The sequence below is a fragment of the uncultured Treponema sp. genome (assembly GCF_934725225.1).
Lineage (GTDB): Bacteria > Spirochaetota > Spirochaetia > Treponematales > Treponemataceae > Treponema_D.
In genome coordinates this window covers 328,367-343,560 of record NZ_CAKVAM010000001.1, presented here as the reverse complement: position 1 = coordinate 343,560, position 15,194 = coordinate 328,367, and the positions used below count along the sequence as shown (strand labels likewise).

The 15,194-nt window shown below is 39.9% G+C and carries 10 protein-coding genes; 9 read left to right on the top strand and 1 reads right to left on the bottom strand.

Annotated features, from left to right (window positions below; genetic code table 11):
- The 9 genes from Q0H92_RS01705 (at window position 1) to nrdG (ending at window position 12,359) form a co-directional block, all read left to right on the top strand.
- Entirely contained in the window at window positions 1-633 is a 633-nt protein-coding gene (locus Q0H92_RS01705; protein WP_296010988.1) for an energy transducer TonB, read from the top strand.
- A gap of 38 nt (window positions 634-671) precedes the next feature.
- Window positions 672-2,390 (top strand): DNA polymerase III subunit gamma/tau, encoded by a 1,719-nt coding sequence (gene dnaX / locus Q0H92_RS01700; RefSeq protein WP_296010985.1) that lies wholly within the window; start codon window positions 672-674, stop codon window positions 2,388-2,390.
- 1 nt (window position 2,391) lies between these two features.
- Entirely contained in the window at window positions 2,392-4,215 is a 1,824-nt protein-coding gene (locus Q0H92_RS01695) for an ABC transporter substrate-binding protein (RefSeq protein WP_296010982.1), read from the top strand.
- A 9-nt stretch (window positions 4,216-4,224) separates the two neighbouring features.
- Window positions 4,225-5,319, top strand: a complete 1,095-nt coding sequence (locus tag Q0H92_RS01690) for an ABC transporter permease (protein WP_296010980.1) — start codon at window positions 4,225-4,227, stop codon at window positions 5,317-5,319.
- Window positions 5,320-5,336: 17 nt separating this feature from the next.
- Window positions 5,337-6,314 carry an LEA type 2 family protein gene (locus Q0H92_RS01685; protein ID WP_296010976.1) on the top strand — a complete coding sequence of 326 codons (978 nt, stop codon included), beginning with the start codon at window positions 5,337-5,339 and terminating at the stop codon, window positions 6,312-6,314.
- 6 nt (window positions 6,315-6,320) lie between these two features.
- Window positions 6,321-8,399: an oligopeptide/dipeptide ABC transporter ATP-binding protein gene (locus Q0H92_RS01680; RefSeq protein WP_296010975.1), complete on the top strand. Its 2,079-nt coding sequence runs from the start codon at window positions 6,321-6,323 to the stop codon at window positions 8,397-8,399.
- Between the two features lie 26 nt (window positions 8,400-8,425).
- On the top strand, window positions 8,426-9,400 hold the full coding sequence (locus Q0H92_RS01675; protein WP_296010971.1) for an ABC transporter ATP-binding protein: 975 nt from the start codon (window positions 8,426-8,428) through the stop codon (window positions 9,398-9,400).
- A gap of 295 nt (window positions 9,401-9,695) precedes the next feature.
- On the top strand, window positions 9,696-11,873 hold the full coding sequence (gene nrdD / locus Q0H92_RS01670; protein ID WP_296010969.1) for an anaerobic ribonucleoside-triphosphate reductase: 2,178 nt from the start codon (window positions 9,696-9,698) through the stop codon (window positions 11,871-11,873).
- A complete protein-coding gene (gene nrdG, locus Q0H92_RS01665; RefSeq protein ID WP_296010965.1) occupies window positions 11,874-12,359 on the top strand; it encodes an anaerobic ribonucleoside-triphosphate reductase activating protein in 486 nt (161 codons plus the stop codon).
- Between the two features lie 6 nt (window positions 12,360-12,365).
- Here nrdG and Q0H92_RS01660 read toward each other — a convergent pair whose 3' ends face one another.
- The gene (locus tag Q0H92_RS01660) at window positions 12,366-15,017 is read right to left on the bottom strand and encodes a response regulator (RefSeq protein WP_296010963.1); all 2,652 of its coding nucleotides are present in this window, start codon (window positions 15,015-15,017) and stop codon (window positions 12,366-12,368) included.
- Between the last annotated feature and the right edge of the window lie 177 nt (window positions 15,018-15,194).

The window sequence follows — 15,194 nt, the reverse complement described above, 5'->3', positions numbered from 1 at the left end:
ATGAAAAACGCAAAATTCTGCGGATTCTGCCAAAAATTCTACAAGCCGCTCATACTTATTGTAACGATTCTTCTTCACATCGGGGCGTTTTGTCTTTTTAAAGGAAAGGCTGAAAAAGAACTCAAAGATGAAGATTTTATAGAAACAAAAGTTTTCAAGCTTGTCGATATTCAGGAATATCTTCCGCCGCCGCCAAAGCCAAAGTCCGCTCCAAAAAGAGAAGTTGAAGTGGCAAAACAAAAAGCGCCAAAGGCAAGCGAAAAAATCGAGGAGAAAAAAGACGAAGAAATTTCAGAAAAGCAAAAAGAAGAAACTGAGCCTAAGCCGTTCGCGGAATATGTTCCTCAGCACAAGATTTCAAAAGCGCCAGCGTTTCCTTCAAAAAAAGTTTTAAGCCGGCTTTCTTATCCGCAGATGGCAAAAAAACAGGGAATTGAAGGCGTTGTTGTGCTTGAACTTTTTATCGATTCAAAAGGAAAAGTTGTAAAAATCAACGTGCTGAAAGATCCCGGCTACGGATTTGCAGAAGCGGCAGTTGCGGCGTTCAACGGAATAGACTGCGTCCCGGCATTAATCAACGGAAAACCTTGCGCAGTAAGATACAGATACCCGGTCAGATTCAAATTGACATAATGTTGTAAATATTGATTTTTTAATGTATTCTATAACGTATGGCTTACGAAGTTACGGCGACAAGGCGTCGTCCACAAAATTTTGACAATCTTGTTGGTCAGGAATTCGTTGCAGAAACTCTCAAGAATTCAATCCAGTCAAAAAAAATAGCTCACGCATATTTGTTTTCAGGTCCAAGAGGATGCGGAAAAACATCAACCGCAAGAATTCTTGCAAAAGCCCTGAACTGCCAGAAAGGACCTACAGCTTTTCCGTGCGGAGAATGCGCGGCGTGCAAAGAAATAACAGCTGGTTCTTCGCTCGACGTAATTGAAATAGACGGAGCTTCAAATACAAGCGTTAACGATGTTCGCCAGATAAAAGATGAAGTTTTGTTTCCGCCGAATTCATGCAGATACAAAATTTACATAATCGATGAAGTACACATGCTTTCAACTTCAGCATTCAACGCGCTTTTAAAGACGATTGAAGAGCCGCCGCCATACTGCATTTTTATTTTTGCAACTACGGAAATTCAGAAAGTTCCAGCCACAATAAAATCAAGATGCCAGCAGTTCAACTTTAGGCTTATTCCGATTGAAAAAGTAAAACAGCAGCTTGCAGAAGCCGCCAGCGAACTTGGAATAAAGGCAGAAGACGAAGCGCTTTACTGGATTGCAAGAGAATCAACCGGCTCCATGAGAGATTCGTACACGCTCTTTGATCAGGTTGCAGCTTTTTCCGGCGGAGAAATCACTTACGAAAAAATCCGCGACAAGCTTGGACTTGTTGGAGTTGACCGCCTGAATGAAATATTCGGTTTCTGCGTAAAAAAAGATTCAGAAAATGCGCTTTTAAAGCTTGATGAATATTTGCAGAACGGAGTAAGCATTGAACAGCTTATTTCAAACTGCGCGGATTATTTGCGCTCAATTCTTCTTATAAAAAGCGGCGTAAAAAAAGAATCATTGCTTGGACAAAGCGCAGACCGTTTTTCAAAGGAAGTACTGGATTCCTGGAATTCAGTTCAGACAGAAAGAGCTCTTGGAATTTTCATGCAGCTTTACAGAGACGTGCGATATTCTTTAAGTCCACGGTACGAATTTGAGCTTGCGGTTTCAAGGCTTTGCTGGCTCAAGGATTATGTTTCCGCGGCGGAAGTAAAAAAAGCAATTGACGCTGTAAAACCGATTTTGGCAAACTCAAGCGCGCAAAGAAAAATTCCCGCTGAAAAAAAAAATGAACCGGCAAATATAAACGCGCCAAGAAATTCGTTTTTATCTGTTCCCGCTCCAATTCCCACATTCAGCGCGCTGGAAGAAGACGAAGATTCTTTTTATGATGGCGGAGCTGAACCGCCTGAAAAATTTTCAGCAGAGGCAGAAACCAAGCCTTTAGAGCAAAATCAAGATATTCCGCAGCAAAAAGAAACCGCGGCAAAAAATGTGGACACTTCGGACATAGAAAAAGTAAAAGATGCGATGATTTCTGATTTTTCTGTGGACGATGCTTTGCTTGCCAGCACTTTAATGCAGACAAAAAATTGGAAGCTTGAAGAAAACAAGGCGAGCGCAATAAGTGAAAATCAGTTTGAGCAGATGCAGATTCAGCAGCAGGCTTTTAAAATTTCAGAATATCTTTCAAAAGTTTACGGACGGACAATAAGCTTTGAAATTCAGTTTGTTCCAAAAAAAGTTGAAGAAAAAAAGCAGGAAATTCCAACAGAAGTAAAAATTCTCCGGGATGTCTTTAAAGGAACTATAACCGTAGGAGCGTAAAATGAAAAAAACATTTGCTTTGTTTTTATGCGCCGGCTTGTTTTTTAGCTGCGGACAAAAATCTCCTGAAATGACACTTGAAGAAATTGCGGAATACAAAAAAAATTCAGGCTCGCTTCTTCTTGAAAAAACGCTTTACAAACCATGGAAAGGCGGCGGATTTATAGACGGAACAGAAGGAGGCGAATGGCTTTCTTCAATAAATGCAGACCCAAAAACTTTCAATCAGTATATTGCTGAACGCGATGCAGAAAGCGCAGGAATTATAAATCAGACTTTGGATTCGCTTGTAGATTATGACAACGCTGAAAAAAAATGGTTTCCAAAAGCTGCATTCTTTAAAGTAGAAACAAACAAAGAAAAAAACACGCTCACCGTTCATTACACTTTGCGTGAAAATCTTTACTGGACTTGGTACGGCTCAGACAAAAAAGTTCCTGTAACTTCTGACGATGTTGTTTTCTGGTACAACGAAATTGCAGGAGATCCGGCGTTCCAAAGCTCAGGCTACAACGGACAGTTTGTTTCCATGCCAGACGGAAGTTCTGCGCGCATTGAATGTGTAAAAATAAACGACAAGCAGTTTGACTTTGTTTTTCCGCGGATTATAGCAGATCCGCTTCTTGCCACAAACATGAATTTTTGTCCGGCTTTCATTTATAAAAAGGCAAAGGAAGAAAAAGGCGCAGAAGGTGTAAAAGATTTGTTCAAGGCTTCGTGCAATGTCCGGGAAATTCCTTCAATGGGAAGATGGTACATAGCTGTATATATTCCGGGTCAGAGAATCGTGTACAAAAAAAATCCGTACTACTGGGAAAAAGACTCGCAAGGAAAAACCACAACTTACATAGATACAAAAACAGTTCAAATTGTAGGAAATCCGCGGACTGAATATCTTTTGTTCAAGCAGGGAAAATTGGAATCCTATTCGCCAGTTCCAGAAGAAGTTGACGCTGTGATAAACGGACAAAAAGATTCTTACAAAGTTTTCCGCTCGGAAGGCTCAATCGGAACTGCAATGTGGACGTTCAATCAGAATCCAAAAAACAGAGGAAAAAATTTCTACAGCTGGTTTACAAAAAAAGAATTCCGCCAAGCAATGAGCTGCCTTTTAAACCGCGAAAGAATAATTGCGCAGACTTACCGCGGACTTGCCGAACCAAAATACAATTTTTTTCCAAGCGTGAATCCGTACTACAACGAAGCAATCACGCTGAAATACAGATTCGACAAGGAAATGGCTTTGCGGCTTCTGTCAAAAATCGGAATAAACCAAGATTCAAACGGAACAATGCGCGATGCCTTTGGAAACGAAATTTCATTTGACCTTACAATCGCTTCATCAAGCACAACCGCAAACGACATGGCACAAATTGTGGCGGACGAATGTTCAAGCGTGGGAATAACCGTGAATGTTCGTCAAGTTGATTTTCAAAAACTGATTGAGCTTTTGACTTCAACTTATGACTGGCAGTCGGTGTTTATCGGTCTTGGCGCGAATATTTTTCCAACGCAAGGAAGCAACGTCTGGCCTTCAACTGGAAATCTTCATCTTTGGTATCCAGAGCAAAAAACTCCGGCAACTGAATGGGAAGCTAGAATTGACCATCTTTACAACGAAGGCTCTTTTACAAATGATTTCAATCAGGCAAAAAAAATTTGGGACGAATATCAGTCTATTATTCTTGAGCAATGCCCGATAATTTATCTTGTAAGCATGAAAACTTTTTTTGCGCTCCAAGGCAAATGGGATATTTCAAACTTTTTTTATGACAACATGAACGGAGCAATGACGAAACGGATTTTCTTGTCGAAGATTCAGTAAGGAAAAAATATGGCAGCATTTTTAAAAAAACTTTGGGAAACAATTTCTTTTCCTTGGAATTACTTTAAAAAGCAAAGTCCTCTCGCATCTTTTATAACCGGAAGAATCGCAACAATGGCGGCGCTTCTTTTTCTTTTGGGACTTGCAATGTTCGCGCTCATGGAACTTGCTCCCGGAGACATAGTTGACCAGATGATGACGCAGCAAATCGCATCTTCCATGAATTCAACTTCGGTTTCGTCGTCGCAAATTTCAAAGGACAACAGTTTTACAACCGACCAAGGACAGCAGCTTAGAAAAGAACTTGGACTGGACAAGCCGTTTTACGCACAATACCTGGACTGGCTGAAAAGAGTTTTTGTAAACCATGATTTTGGAATCAGCCTAATTTCCAGAACGCCGGTAAGCTTTTTGATTTTATCGCGGCTTAAAAATTCAATAGTTCTGAATTTGATTTCGCTTGTTTTTATCACGTCATTTTCTTTTTTGCTCGGAGTTTATTTTTCTAGCAAAGCCGGAACAAGAACCGATGTGGCGGCAACTTTTTTCGCGCTGTTTTTTCATGCGTTCCCGGGAATTTTGCTTTTAATTCTTTTGCAACTTTTTGCATCGATAACAGGACTTTTTCCAGTAACTGGCTATCCGAATTTTCTATTCTCTGAAAATCCGCTGAAATTTTCGTTCAGCTATGTTCATCATATTTTTCTTCCGCTGCTTGCTTCTTTTCTTGGCGGAGTCGGAGGAACTATGCGAATGATTCGTTCAACAATGCTAGACCAGATGGGACTTCCTTATATCATGGCTCTTCGTTCACGAGGAATTTGCGAGCGCAGAATTTACTTGAACCACGCTTTTAAAAATACGCTTAATCCGTATATAACAGGAAGCGCAAATCTTCTTGCAAGCCTTTTCAGCGGAAGTTTGATTTTGGAAATAATTTTTTCGTATCCGGGAATTGGACGGCTTATGTACGAGGCTGTAACTCAGCAGGATGTAAATCTTGTTCTGGCAAACAGTATGTTTGTTTCCGCGCTAGTTCTTGCAGGAATGATTATCTCAGACATCACACTTGCAATTGTAGATCCTAGAATCAGATATAAATAATTTTTTTGGAGTGCTTTATGAAAAAACTTTTGCTTACCATTGCCGCAAGCGCATTGCTTGCTTTTGTTCAGATTTCCTGCTCAACAAACAATATTCCCACGGAAATTCCAAAGCCGTCGGTTTCGTTCAATTCGATTTCATTTGTTTCGCTCGATTTGGAAGGAATAACTTTAAAATGCGACTATGCAATCAAAAACCCATACCCGGTTTCACTTTCACTTGCAAAACTTGCGGCGGACATAACTTGCAACGGCGAAGCTTTTACAACTTTGACCGCGGACGAAGGAATTTCACTTTCAGCAAAATCCACAAAAGAAAATTCGTTCAACTTTAAAATTCCTTATGATTCAATTTTGAACTTTGCAAAAACTTTCAAATCTGAAAAAACGCTTCCATTCAAAATAGCGGGAAACGCGACAATCGACAATATTCCGCTGATTTCTTCAATAACATTGCCGTTTTCAAAAGACTTTGACGTTCCTGTATTCAAGCCAAGCTTTTCATTTTCAAGTCCAAAAGTTGTTCTGCCGACTGTAAAAGAAATTATTTCATCTTTCACAAAAAGCGGAATTTCAGCGGTAAAAGCAGCAAGCGCGGCAACCTCACTGGCTTCTGGAAAACCGATTGCAGAAAATTTGCTCGACAACGTGAACATGGATGTAAAAATAAATTTCAACTTGAATGTAAAAAATGAAGGCGGCGCAGACTGGAAATACATTTTGAATTCATGCAAAATCAGTTCAGGCGGAAAAGAACTTACAGCTCTTGACGTTGCTCAAAACGAAATAAATTCTGCAGACGGAACAATTCCGCTCACAGCCACAGTCAACACAATCACAGCCGGAAAATTCATTACGCAGATTATAAACAAGTCCGGCACAAATCCGACATTCGCGCTTGAAAGCGGCATTTCATTTCCGCAGTTAAAATCAGTAACTTTGCCTTTGTCTTGCTCAAAAGAAATTCCGCTAAGCAAATTTGCCATTGGAAAATAAAACAAAATGAAGCAGCTTTTTAAATATATTACAGGACGACCAGTTGCGCTTGCCTCTTTAATCGTGATTGCCGCGATTTACATTGTCATGATTTTTGCTGAATTTTTTGCGCCGTATTCAGCGACCGCATCTTTTTCGGAAGATACTTTTCATCCTGCAAATATTGAGCTGACTTCCAAAGGTTTAAAAGTCCGTGAATTCAGAGTTCTGGAAAGCACAACTTGGCATTACGCAAAAGTAAAGGATTTGCGGCACAACCTGAAATTTTTTGTGCATGGACATAAATACAAGGTCCTTGGAATTATTCCGTGCGACCTTCATCTTTTTGGAACAGAGCCTGATTCGAACGGAAACCAATACCCGGTATTCTTAATCGGAGCGGACAATTTAGGACGCGACCTTTTTTCAAGAATCGTATACGGAAGCAGAATTTCACTTACGATTGGATTTATTGCCAGCGCAGTCTCATTAGTTCTTGCAATAGTTTTTGGCGGACTCGCAGGATTTTACGGAGGCTCAACAGACTGGTTTATAATGCGGTTCAGCGAATTTTTTATGCTCATTCCAAGCCTTTACCTGATTCTTTTTTTGCGTTCGCTTTTAAACACAAACATGGACTCTGGAACTTCCTACATGGTTATCACGGTAATTCTTTCTCTTGTAGGCTGGCCGGGAAGCGCGCGGACTTTGCGTGGAATGATTCACTCAATCAAACGTGAAGAATTTGTTCAGAACGCAGTCCTTGAAGGAACTCCATCGCTTGTAATAATTTTCAAATATATAATTCCGCAGATTGCAAGCCTTCTTATTGTAAGCACAACGCTTTCGATTCCAGGATTTATTATGAGCGAAACAACACTTTCGTATCTTGGACTTGGAATAAATGATCCTGCCGTAAGCTGGGGCTCGCTTATAAACCGCGATATTTCAACTTTAAACAATCTCAAAAATTTTCCGTGGCTCTTAACTCCTGTGTGGCTCTTGCTTGCTGTAACGCTTGCATTCAACTTTTTGGGCGACAGCTTGCGAGATTTTTACGATCCGTTCCATTCAGTCTTTCCAACTTGGAAAAAAAGACAGCTGGCAAAAAAAATCAAGACACATCCTGCTCAATGCGAATTTTCAATGGCGGAACTTCAGCGTTCATTTTTAACTGTGCAAAATCTTTTTGTAACTTTTGACCTTACAACAGGAAACAAAAACATTCAGATTCAGGCTGTACGCGGCGTAACTTTTTCAATGAAGCGCGGAGAAATTCTTGGGATTGTCGGAGAAAGCGGCTCAGGAAAATCAGTTTCCACAACAGCGATTTCAGGACTTTTACCGGGAAACGCATTTGTTGAAGGAAGAATTTTCTTTAAAGGCATCGAACTTACTTCACTTTCGCAAGATCAGTTCAGGGAATTGCGCGGAAGAAAAATCGGCTGCATCTTTCAAGAACCCGGACGCTCGTTTGATCCGCTCCAAAGCATAGGAAATGTTTTTGCAGAAACTTTCAGGAATTCAGAACCTGAGCTTTCAAAAGAAGAATGCAAAAAACGCGCTGTGGAGCTTTTAAATGAAGTCGGACTTCCAGACGCAGAAAAACGCCTAAAAAATTTTCCGCACCAGTTTTCAGGAGGACAGCTTCAAAGAATCAGCATTGCGCTTTCATTGGCACAAGGCTGCGACCTTCTCATTGCGGACGAGCCTACAACTGCGCTCGACGTTACAATTCAGGCGCAAATCGTGGAACTTTTGGCAGACTTAAGAAACAAGCGCAGACTTTCAATAATTTTTATAAGCCACAACATCGACCTTGTAGCTTCACTTTGCGACAACATAATCGTAATGTACGGCGGACTAATCATGGAAAAAGGAACTTCCGCCCAAATAATAAAAAATCCGCGGCATCCTTATACAAAGGCACTTTTAGCTTCCACGCCGAAATTCGGAAGCCACTACACGGAACAGGAACTTTCTTCCATTCCGGGAAGAGTTACAGATCCAGCTTCTCCTGAGCCCGGATGTCCGTTTGCTCCAAGATGCGGCTTTAAAAAGGACGAATGTGAAAAAGAAAACTTCAAATGCTATAAAATGCTATAAAATGATATAAAAAGGATTAGTTTTATATGAAAAAAGATATAATATTATACGCTGAAAACTTGCAGAAACATTTTGGACTTGACGCAGGATTCTTTGCAAAGAAAAACAAGCAAGTCTACGCCGTAAATGGAGTTTCATTTGAAATTGAGCGCGGAAAAACTTACGGACTTGTAGGCGAAAGCGGCTGCGGAAAAACAACAACAGCCCGACTTTTAGTAAAAATGTACGATGCCGATTCTGGAAAAATTTATTTCAATCCACAGGAAAAGCCAGAGCCTATTGAAGTCGGAAACCTGGACAAAAAAGAGCTTTCCGCATACCGGGAAAAAGTAAAATACATTTTTCAAGACCCTTCCCGCTCGCTGAATCCGCGCATGACAATCGCAAGCATTTTATCGTCGCCTTTAAAATATTCATCGCATTGGCAGGGAAAAGAACAGGCACGCGAAAAAGCCGCCGCCTTGCTTGAAGAAATCGGACTGGACAAAGCAGATTTGGACAGACGGCCGCAGGAATTTTCAGGCGGACAAAGACAGCGAATTTCAATTGCGCGCGGACTGATTCTTGAGCCGGAACTTCTGATTTGCGACGAAGTTGTAAGCGCGCTGGATGTTTCTGTTCAAGCGCAAATTCTGAATCTTTTGCAGGATTTAAGAAAAAAACGCGGACTTTCATTTTTGTTTATTGCCCACGATTTAAAGGTTTCCTGCTATTTTTGCGACACAATCGGCGTAATGTACCGCGGAATGATTGTGGAAGAAGCCGAAGCAAAAGACCTTTACAAGGAAGCCTTGCATCCGTACACGCAGACACTTTTTGCCGGAGCAGGCGGAAAATTTCAAGTTGAAAAAACAGGCGAAATGAAAACATTGCTGGAAAGTCTTTCCGGCTGCCCGTTTGCCCACAGGTGCCCAAAAGCACAGGAAAAATGCCGCTCAGAAATTCCGCCTTTAAATCAAATTTCAGAAAACCATAAAGTGCGCTGTTTTTTTATAGAATAGACAAAAAAAATCCTCAAAATGCTACAAAAGTATGACAATTCAACTGATTATGCGGAATTTTTAGAATTATTTTCATTTTTGTACCCTTATTTTTAAAGATTTCCCCTTAATTCCGCAGTTAAAAAAATCAAAAAAAATCTGCCCCCAAGAATCACGCATAAACCGCCTGTTTATAGAATTCTTAAATTTGTACAAAAAGCCAGTTTTATTGACTGAAAACACTACTGCTAGTATACTAAAGGCACTTGTTACACCATATATAGACAAATGGTGCTTTTAAAAAAGAGGGAAAAGCATGAAAATCATCAAAAGAAGTGGTGCGGAAGCTGTTTACGACCGCAATAAAATTTCAACGGCAATAAGAAAGGCAAACGAGCAGGTAAGAGAATCACAGCGCCTTAAAGAAAGCCAGATTGAATCCATTGTTGATGATATTGAAATCGAATGCCATAATTCTGGACACGCTCTTAATGTTGAAGACATTCAGGACCTTGTTGAAAACGGAATCATGCAAAACGGCGCTTACGAAGTTGCCAAGCTTTATATAACTTACCGCTACCGCCATCAGCTTTTGCGCAAGGAAAATACAACCGACCAGCAAATAATGAGCCTTCTTGAAGAGAACAACGAAGAGGTCAAGCAGGAAAATTCGAATAAAAATCCGACTGTGGTTTCTGTTCAGCGCGACTATATGGCTGGAGAAGTCAGCAAAGACATTACACGCCGTTTTCTTTTGGATCCGGATATTTGCAAAGCCCATGACGAGGGAATCATACATTTTCATGATGCGGATTATTTTGCACAGCACATGCACAACTGCGACCTTGTAAATCTTGAAGATATGCTGCAAAACGGAACTGTAATCAGCGGAACAAAAATCGACCGACCGCATTCTTTTTCAACAGCCTGCAATATCGCCACGCAAATTATCGCTCAAGTAGCAAGTTGTCAGTACGGCGGACAAAGCATTACGCTCACTCACCTTGCTCCGTTTGTAGACGTAAGCCGCAAAAAAATCATGGCAGAAACAACAGAGCTTATCAAAGCAACAGGGCTTCAGGTTTCTTCCGAGCAGTTCGATTATATGGTAGAACAGCGCGTAAAAGACGAAATCAAGCGCGGAGTCCAGACAATTCAGTATCAAGTTATAACTCTTATGACAACAAATGGTCAGGCTCCTTTTGTAACGGTTTTCATGTACTTGAATGAAGCGAAAAACGAGCAGGAAAAAGCCGATCTTGCGCTTATTATAGAAGAAGTTCTCAAGCAGCGTTATCAGGGAGTAAAAAACGAAAAAGGCGCTTGGATTACTCCTGCGTTCCCAAAACTTATTTATGTTCTTGAAAATGACAACGTGGAACAAGGCTCGCCATATTATTACCTTTCAGAGCTTGCCGCAAAATGCACTGCGCGCAGAATGGTTCCAGACTACATCAGCGAAAAGAAAATGCTGGAACTAAAAATTGACGCAAAGGGAAACGGAAACTGCTATCCTTGCATGGGCTGCCGTTCATTTTTAACGCCGTATTTGGACTTGACAGGAAAACCAAAATACTACGGAAGATTCAATCAGGGAGTTGTAACGCTGAATCTTGTTGATGTGGCCTGCTCTTCTGGCGGCGACATGATGAAATTCCATCAGATTCTTCAGGAACGCCTTGAACTTTGCCACAGAGCGCTTAGAATCCGCCACGAACGTCTCCTTGGAACAAAATCGGATGCCGCACCAATTCTATGGCAAAACGGAGCTTTGGCAAGATTAAAGAAAGGTGAAGTTATCGACAAACTTTTGTACAACGGATATTCAACAATTTCCCTTGGATACGCCGGACTTTGCGAATGCGTGCGCTACATGACCGGAAAATCCCACACAGATCCAGATGCCAAGCCTTTTGCGCTCAATGTAATGAAAGCCTTGAACGAAGCCTGCAAAAAATGGAAAGAAGCCGAGCATATCGACTATTCAGTTTACGGAACTCCGCTTGAAAGCACAACTTACAAATTTGCAAAGTGCCTCAAAAAAAGATTCGGAATAATTGAAGGCGTTACGGACAAAAACTACATCACAAACAGCTATCACGTAAATGTAACAGAAAAAATCGACGCATTCACAAAGCTTTCATTTGAATCTGAATTCCAAAGACTTTCGCCGGGCGGAGCTGTAAGCTATGTTGAAGTTCCGAACATGGAAAACAACATTCCGGCTGTAATGGCTCTCTTAAAGCATATTTACAACAACATAATGTACGCCGAGCTGAACACAAAAAGCGACTTCTGCCAAAAATGCGGCTACACAGGCGAAATTCAGATTGCAACAGACAACGACGGAAAACTAATCTGGGAATGCCCGAACTGCAAAAACCGTGACCAAGCCACAATGAACGTTGCAAGAAGAACCTGCGGCTACATCGGAACACAATACTGGAATCAGGGACGCACACAGGAAATAAAAGAGCGTGTGCTGCATTTGTAAATGTACTACGGAGAAATTAAAAAATTCGACATCTCAAACGGAGAGGGCGTAAGAGTTTCCCTCTTTGTTTCTGGATGCAGAGTTCATTGTCCGGGCTGCTTTAACAAATGCACTTGGGATTTTCAGTACGGAAAACTTTTTACAGAAGAAACAGAAAACGAAATAACTGAAGCTCTTTCAAAAGAATTTATTTCGGGACTTACAGTTCTTGGCGGAGAGCCTTTTGAGCCGGAAAATCAGGAAATTCTTGCGCCGTTTTTGTCAAAAGTAAAAAAAATGTTTCCCAAGAAAACAATCTGGTGCTACACAGGCTACGTTTACGACAAAGACATTCTTCCTTCCGACGGAAAAAAACACTGCGCCTTTACAGAGCAATTTTTAAGTTGCATCGATGTTCTTGTGGACGGACCTTTTATAGAAGAACTCAAGGACATTTCATTGCAATTCCGCGGCTCAAGAAATCAGCGGATTCTTCATTTAAAATAAATTCAGCTACAAGCTCATAACTGCCTGAATCCATTCGCTTCTGCTTTTTACGCCGAATTTTTCATATATGTGCTGAATGTGAGTTGCAACCGTGCTAGTGGCAATAAAAAGTTCCTTTGCAATTTGCTTGTTAGTCTGATTCTTTAAAAGAAGCTCGGCAATTTCAATTTCCCTTGATGACAGGCCGAATTTTTTATAAGCGCAAATTCTGTTTTCTTTTGAATCACTGGCAGATGCAAACGGCAAGTTTGAATTCAATTTGCTTCCAGAAGAAATTTCCGCCGACTTGTTTATAAAATCCGTTATCGTCCTTGCAAAATCTTTTTTAACATTTATTTTTAAAGACAAAACCGAATAGACTTTTAAAAGCAGTTCCATTTGCGAAAAAGGCTTAAAAATATAATCCACCGCGCCTTCCTTAATTGAAACACGACGAAGCTTGGAATCCTGCACGCCCGTTAAAAACAAAAACGGAATTGTTTTTAGCACTTCATCCTTGCGGCAAATTTCAAAAAAAGCCTTTCCGTCCATAACCGGCATAACCATATCCGAAATTATCAAATCGGGAATTTCCTGCTTTATTTTTTCAAGAGCATCCTTTCCATTGCAGGCGGAAAAAACCGTGCAGTAAGGCTTGAAGATAAGCTGAATATTTTCCAAAAGCGAAAGATTGTCTTCAACGCAAAGAATTTTTACGCCTTTCATTATTTGAAAAAAGTCATAATTCTGAAGCGCGGAAATTTTCAGTTCCTGCTCATTTTCATAAAAAAGCTGCTCCGTTTTTTGAACACAATTTTCATCAGCGCCGGAAACAATTTCAAGCGGCAAGCGTGCTTCAAAAACAACCTTGTGCAAATTTTTTCCGTCCTTAAAAACTGGAACACAAACCGCATTGCAATTTCCGTTGTACAATTTGCAAATTCGCCGCACAAGATTAAGCCCGATTCCCATTCCCGCAATATTTTCTGGAATATTTTTTCCGCGAAAACCAAACGTAAAAAGCTGCTCAATGTTTTGCTCCAAAATATTTTCAGAAAAATTTGAAACTTTATAAACCAGCGTTTTGTTCAAACTGTTCCATTCAATGTCCACATCAATTTCAGTTTTTTCCACGGAATATTTTATCGCATTGTCAATCAAATTTATAAAAACAGTTTCCAAAAACAAAGGAAAAACCAAAACGCAAAGTTCTTCGCCGCATGAATAAGTCCAAGAAATTTCAATTCCTTTCAGCCGCGCATAAGAAATAAAATTGTCCAGACACTGACGGAACAAATTCATAACGAAAACTGCGGATTTCATTTTTGAAGCTTCCTGAATATTTTGTTCCTGCCGCTCAAGAGAATTTACCATGAGCGCAATATTTTTTATTCTTTGTATATTTCCATTCGCGCTTTTTACGCAGGCAGAAAAATTCTTTAAAGCCCCCCCCCCACGGAAATCATTTTGCCTGCAAAATTCATTTACAATATTTTCCATTTCTTCAACTGAATTCTGAATAATTGTAACCGGAGCAAGAAGCTCATGCGCTGAAGATTTTAAGAAATACGAAGATTCCCTAAGCAGATTGAATTCTTTTTGCCTTTGCCTGACTTTTATAAAAATGCTCGCACCGTAAATAAGAATGTGCGAAACAAAGCAAATATCGTAGCCAAAGTAATAATCGTTGTCAAAAACAGAAAGCAAACTCACATTGAATTTAAGTCGCAAAAGATGCAATGACTGTCTGAAAATTATATAAACAAAAAGCGGAACCCAAGAAAAAATCAAAAGCGACGGAATATTTTTTCTCTTAAAAACTGAATGCACAAGAAGCATGCTGCAAAATGCGCAGCCCAAAATTAAAAAGCAAATTGTCGCAATATATGGAATTTTTACATCATCGCAAAATCCGTATAGAAAAACAGAAACTAAGCAGACAAATAAAATCAAGCCGAGAATTCTTTTACACAACCAATTTTTTTCAAGTGAAAGATTTTCCAAAAACAAAATCTGCGAAAAGCAAAGTCCAATGGCGCACACAATGTAGCCGAATCTTACAAAAAACAATTTCTGGCAAAAAGCATTCCAAATGTATGTGCAGCCAAATCCTTTCATCGCAACTTGATAAAGAAAAAACGCAAAAGTCATAATGCCCAGATACAAAAAAAGTTTTTCCTTTAGACTTGCAAACAAAACAAAAAGAGCTGCCGCCGTAACAAGCATAACGACAAAAAATATTATGTGAATAAATGAAAAAAATTCTGTCTGCTCAAAAAATTGCTCCAGCGAAAAAAATCGGAACGTGCATGAAGTTGAATCTGAATTTTTAATTTTTAAAATATAGCATTCGTCAAAAAAATGGCCTTCAGGAATTTCAAGAAAAACTCTCCAAGATTTTATTGATTTTTGCGAATTGAAAATTTTTCTTCCCGCAACGCCGCTTTTTTTCCAGCTGTCATTTTCAAAAACATAAAGCTCTGCGGAATCCACAATTTCAGGACCAAGGTCAAGAATTTGCGCAGGAAATTTTTGGGGACTTTTGCGTTGAACGGCGCACCAAAGATTGCCTTTTATAAATCCCGGCGAAAAACGAAATCCGCTTTTCTTACAATCGGAAGGAATTGAAAAGTCAGAAGAAAGTTCATTGTCCGCATTCTGCCAATAATAAACCTGCACAGAATTTTCTTGCGCAAAGAAAAATCCACTGCAAATAAAAAACAAGACTGATAAAACCCAACAATTCTTTTTCATCAAGAAAGCAAACATAGCAAAACCCGCAAGAATTTTTTAGCAATCTTTTTTATTTTAGTGGATATGAAAAAATTTTGAAATAATGATTTTTTTAATGAAGCC

Excerpts from the sequence above, each read along its gene's own strand:
- nrdG (WP_296010965.1), top strand. The coding sequence starts at position 11,874 with ATGTACTACGGAGAAATTAAAAAATTCGACATCTCAAACGGAGAGGGC.
- Q0H92_RS01690 (WP_296010980.1), top strand. The coding sequence starts at position 4,225 with ATGGCAGCATTTTTAAAAAAACTTTGGGAAACAATTTCTTTTCCTTGG.
- Q0H92_RS01680 (WP_296010975.1), top strand. The coding sequence starts at position 6,321 with ATGAAGCAGCTTTTTAAATATATTACAGGACGACCAGTTGCGCTTGCC.
- dnaX (WP_296010985.1), top strand. The coding sequence starts at position 672 with ATGGCTTACGAAGTTACGGCGACAAGGCGTCGTCCACAAAATTTTGAC.
- Q0H92_RS01695 (WP_296010982.1), top strand. The coding sequence starts at position 2,392 with ATGAAAAAAACATTTGCTTTGTTTTTATGCGCCGGCTTGTTTTTTAGC.
- Q0H92_RS01705 (WP_296010988.1), top strand. The coding sequence starts at position 1 with ATGAAAAACGCAAAATTCTGCGGATTCTGCCAAAAATTCTACAAGCCG.
- Q0H92_RS01675 (WP_296010971.1), top strand. The coding sequence starts at position 8,426 with ATGAAAAAAGATATAATATTATACGCTGAAAACTTGCAGAAACATTTT.
- nrdD (WP_296010969.1), top strand. The coding sequence starts at position 9,696 with ATGAAAATCATCAAAAGAAGTGGTGCGGAAGCTGTTTACGACCGCAAT.
- Q0H92_RS01685 (WP_296010976.1), top strand. The coding sequence starts at position 5,337 with ATGAAAAAACTTTTGCTTACCATTGCCGCAAGCGCATTGCTTGCTTTT.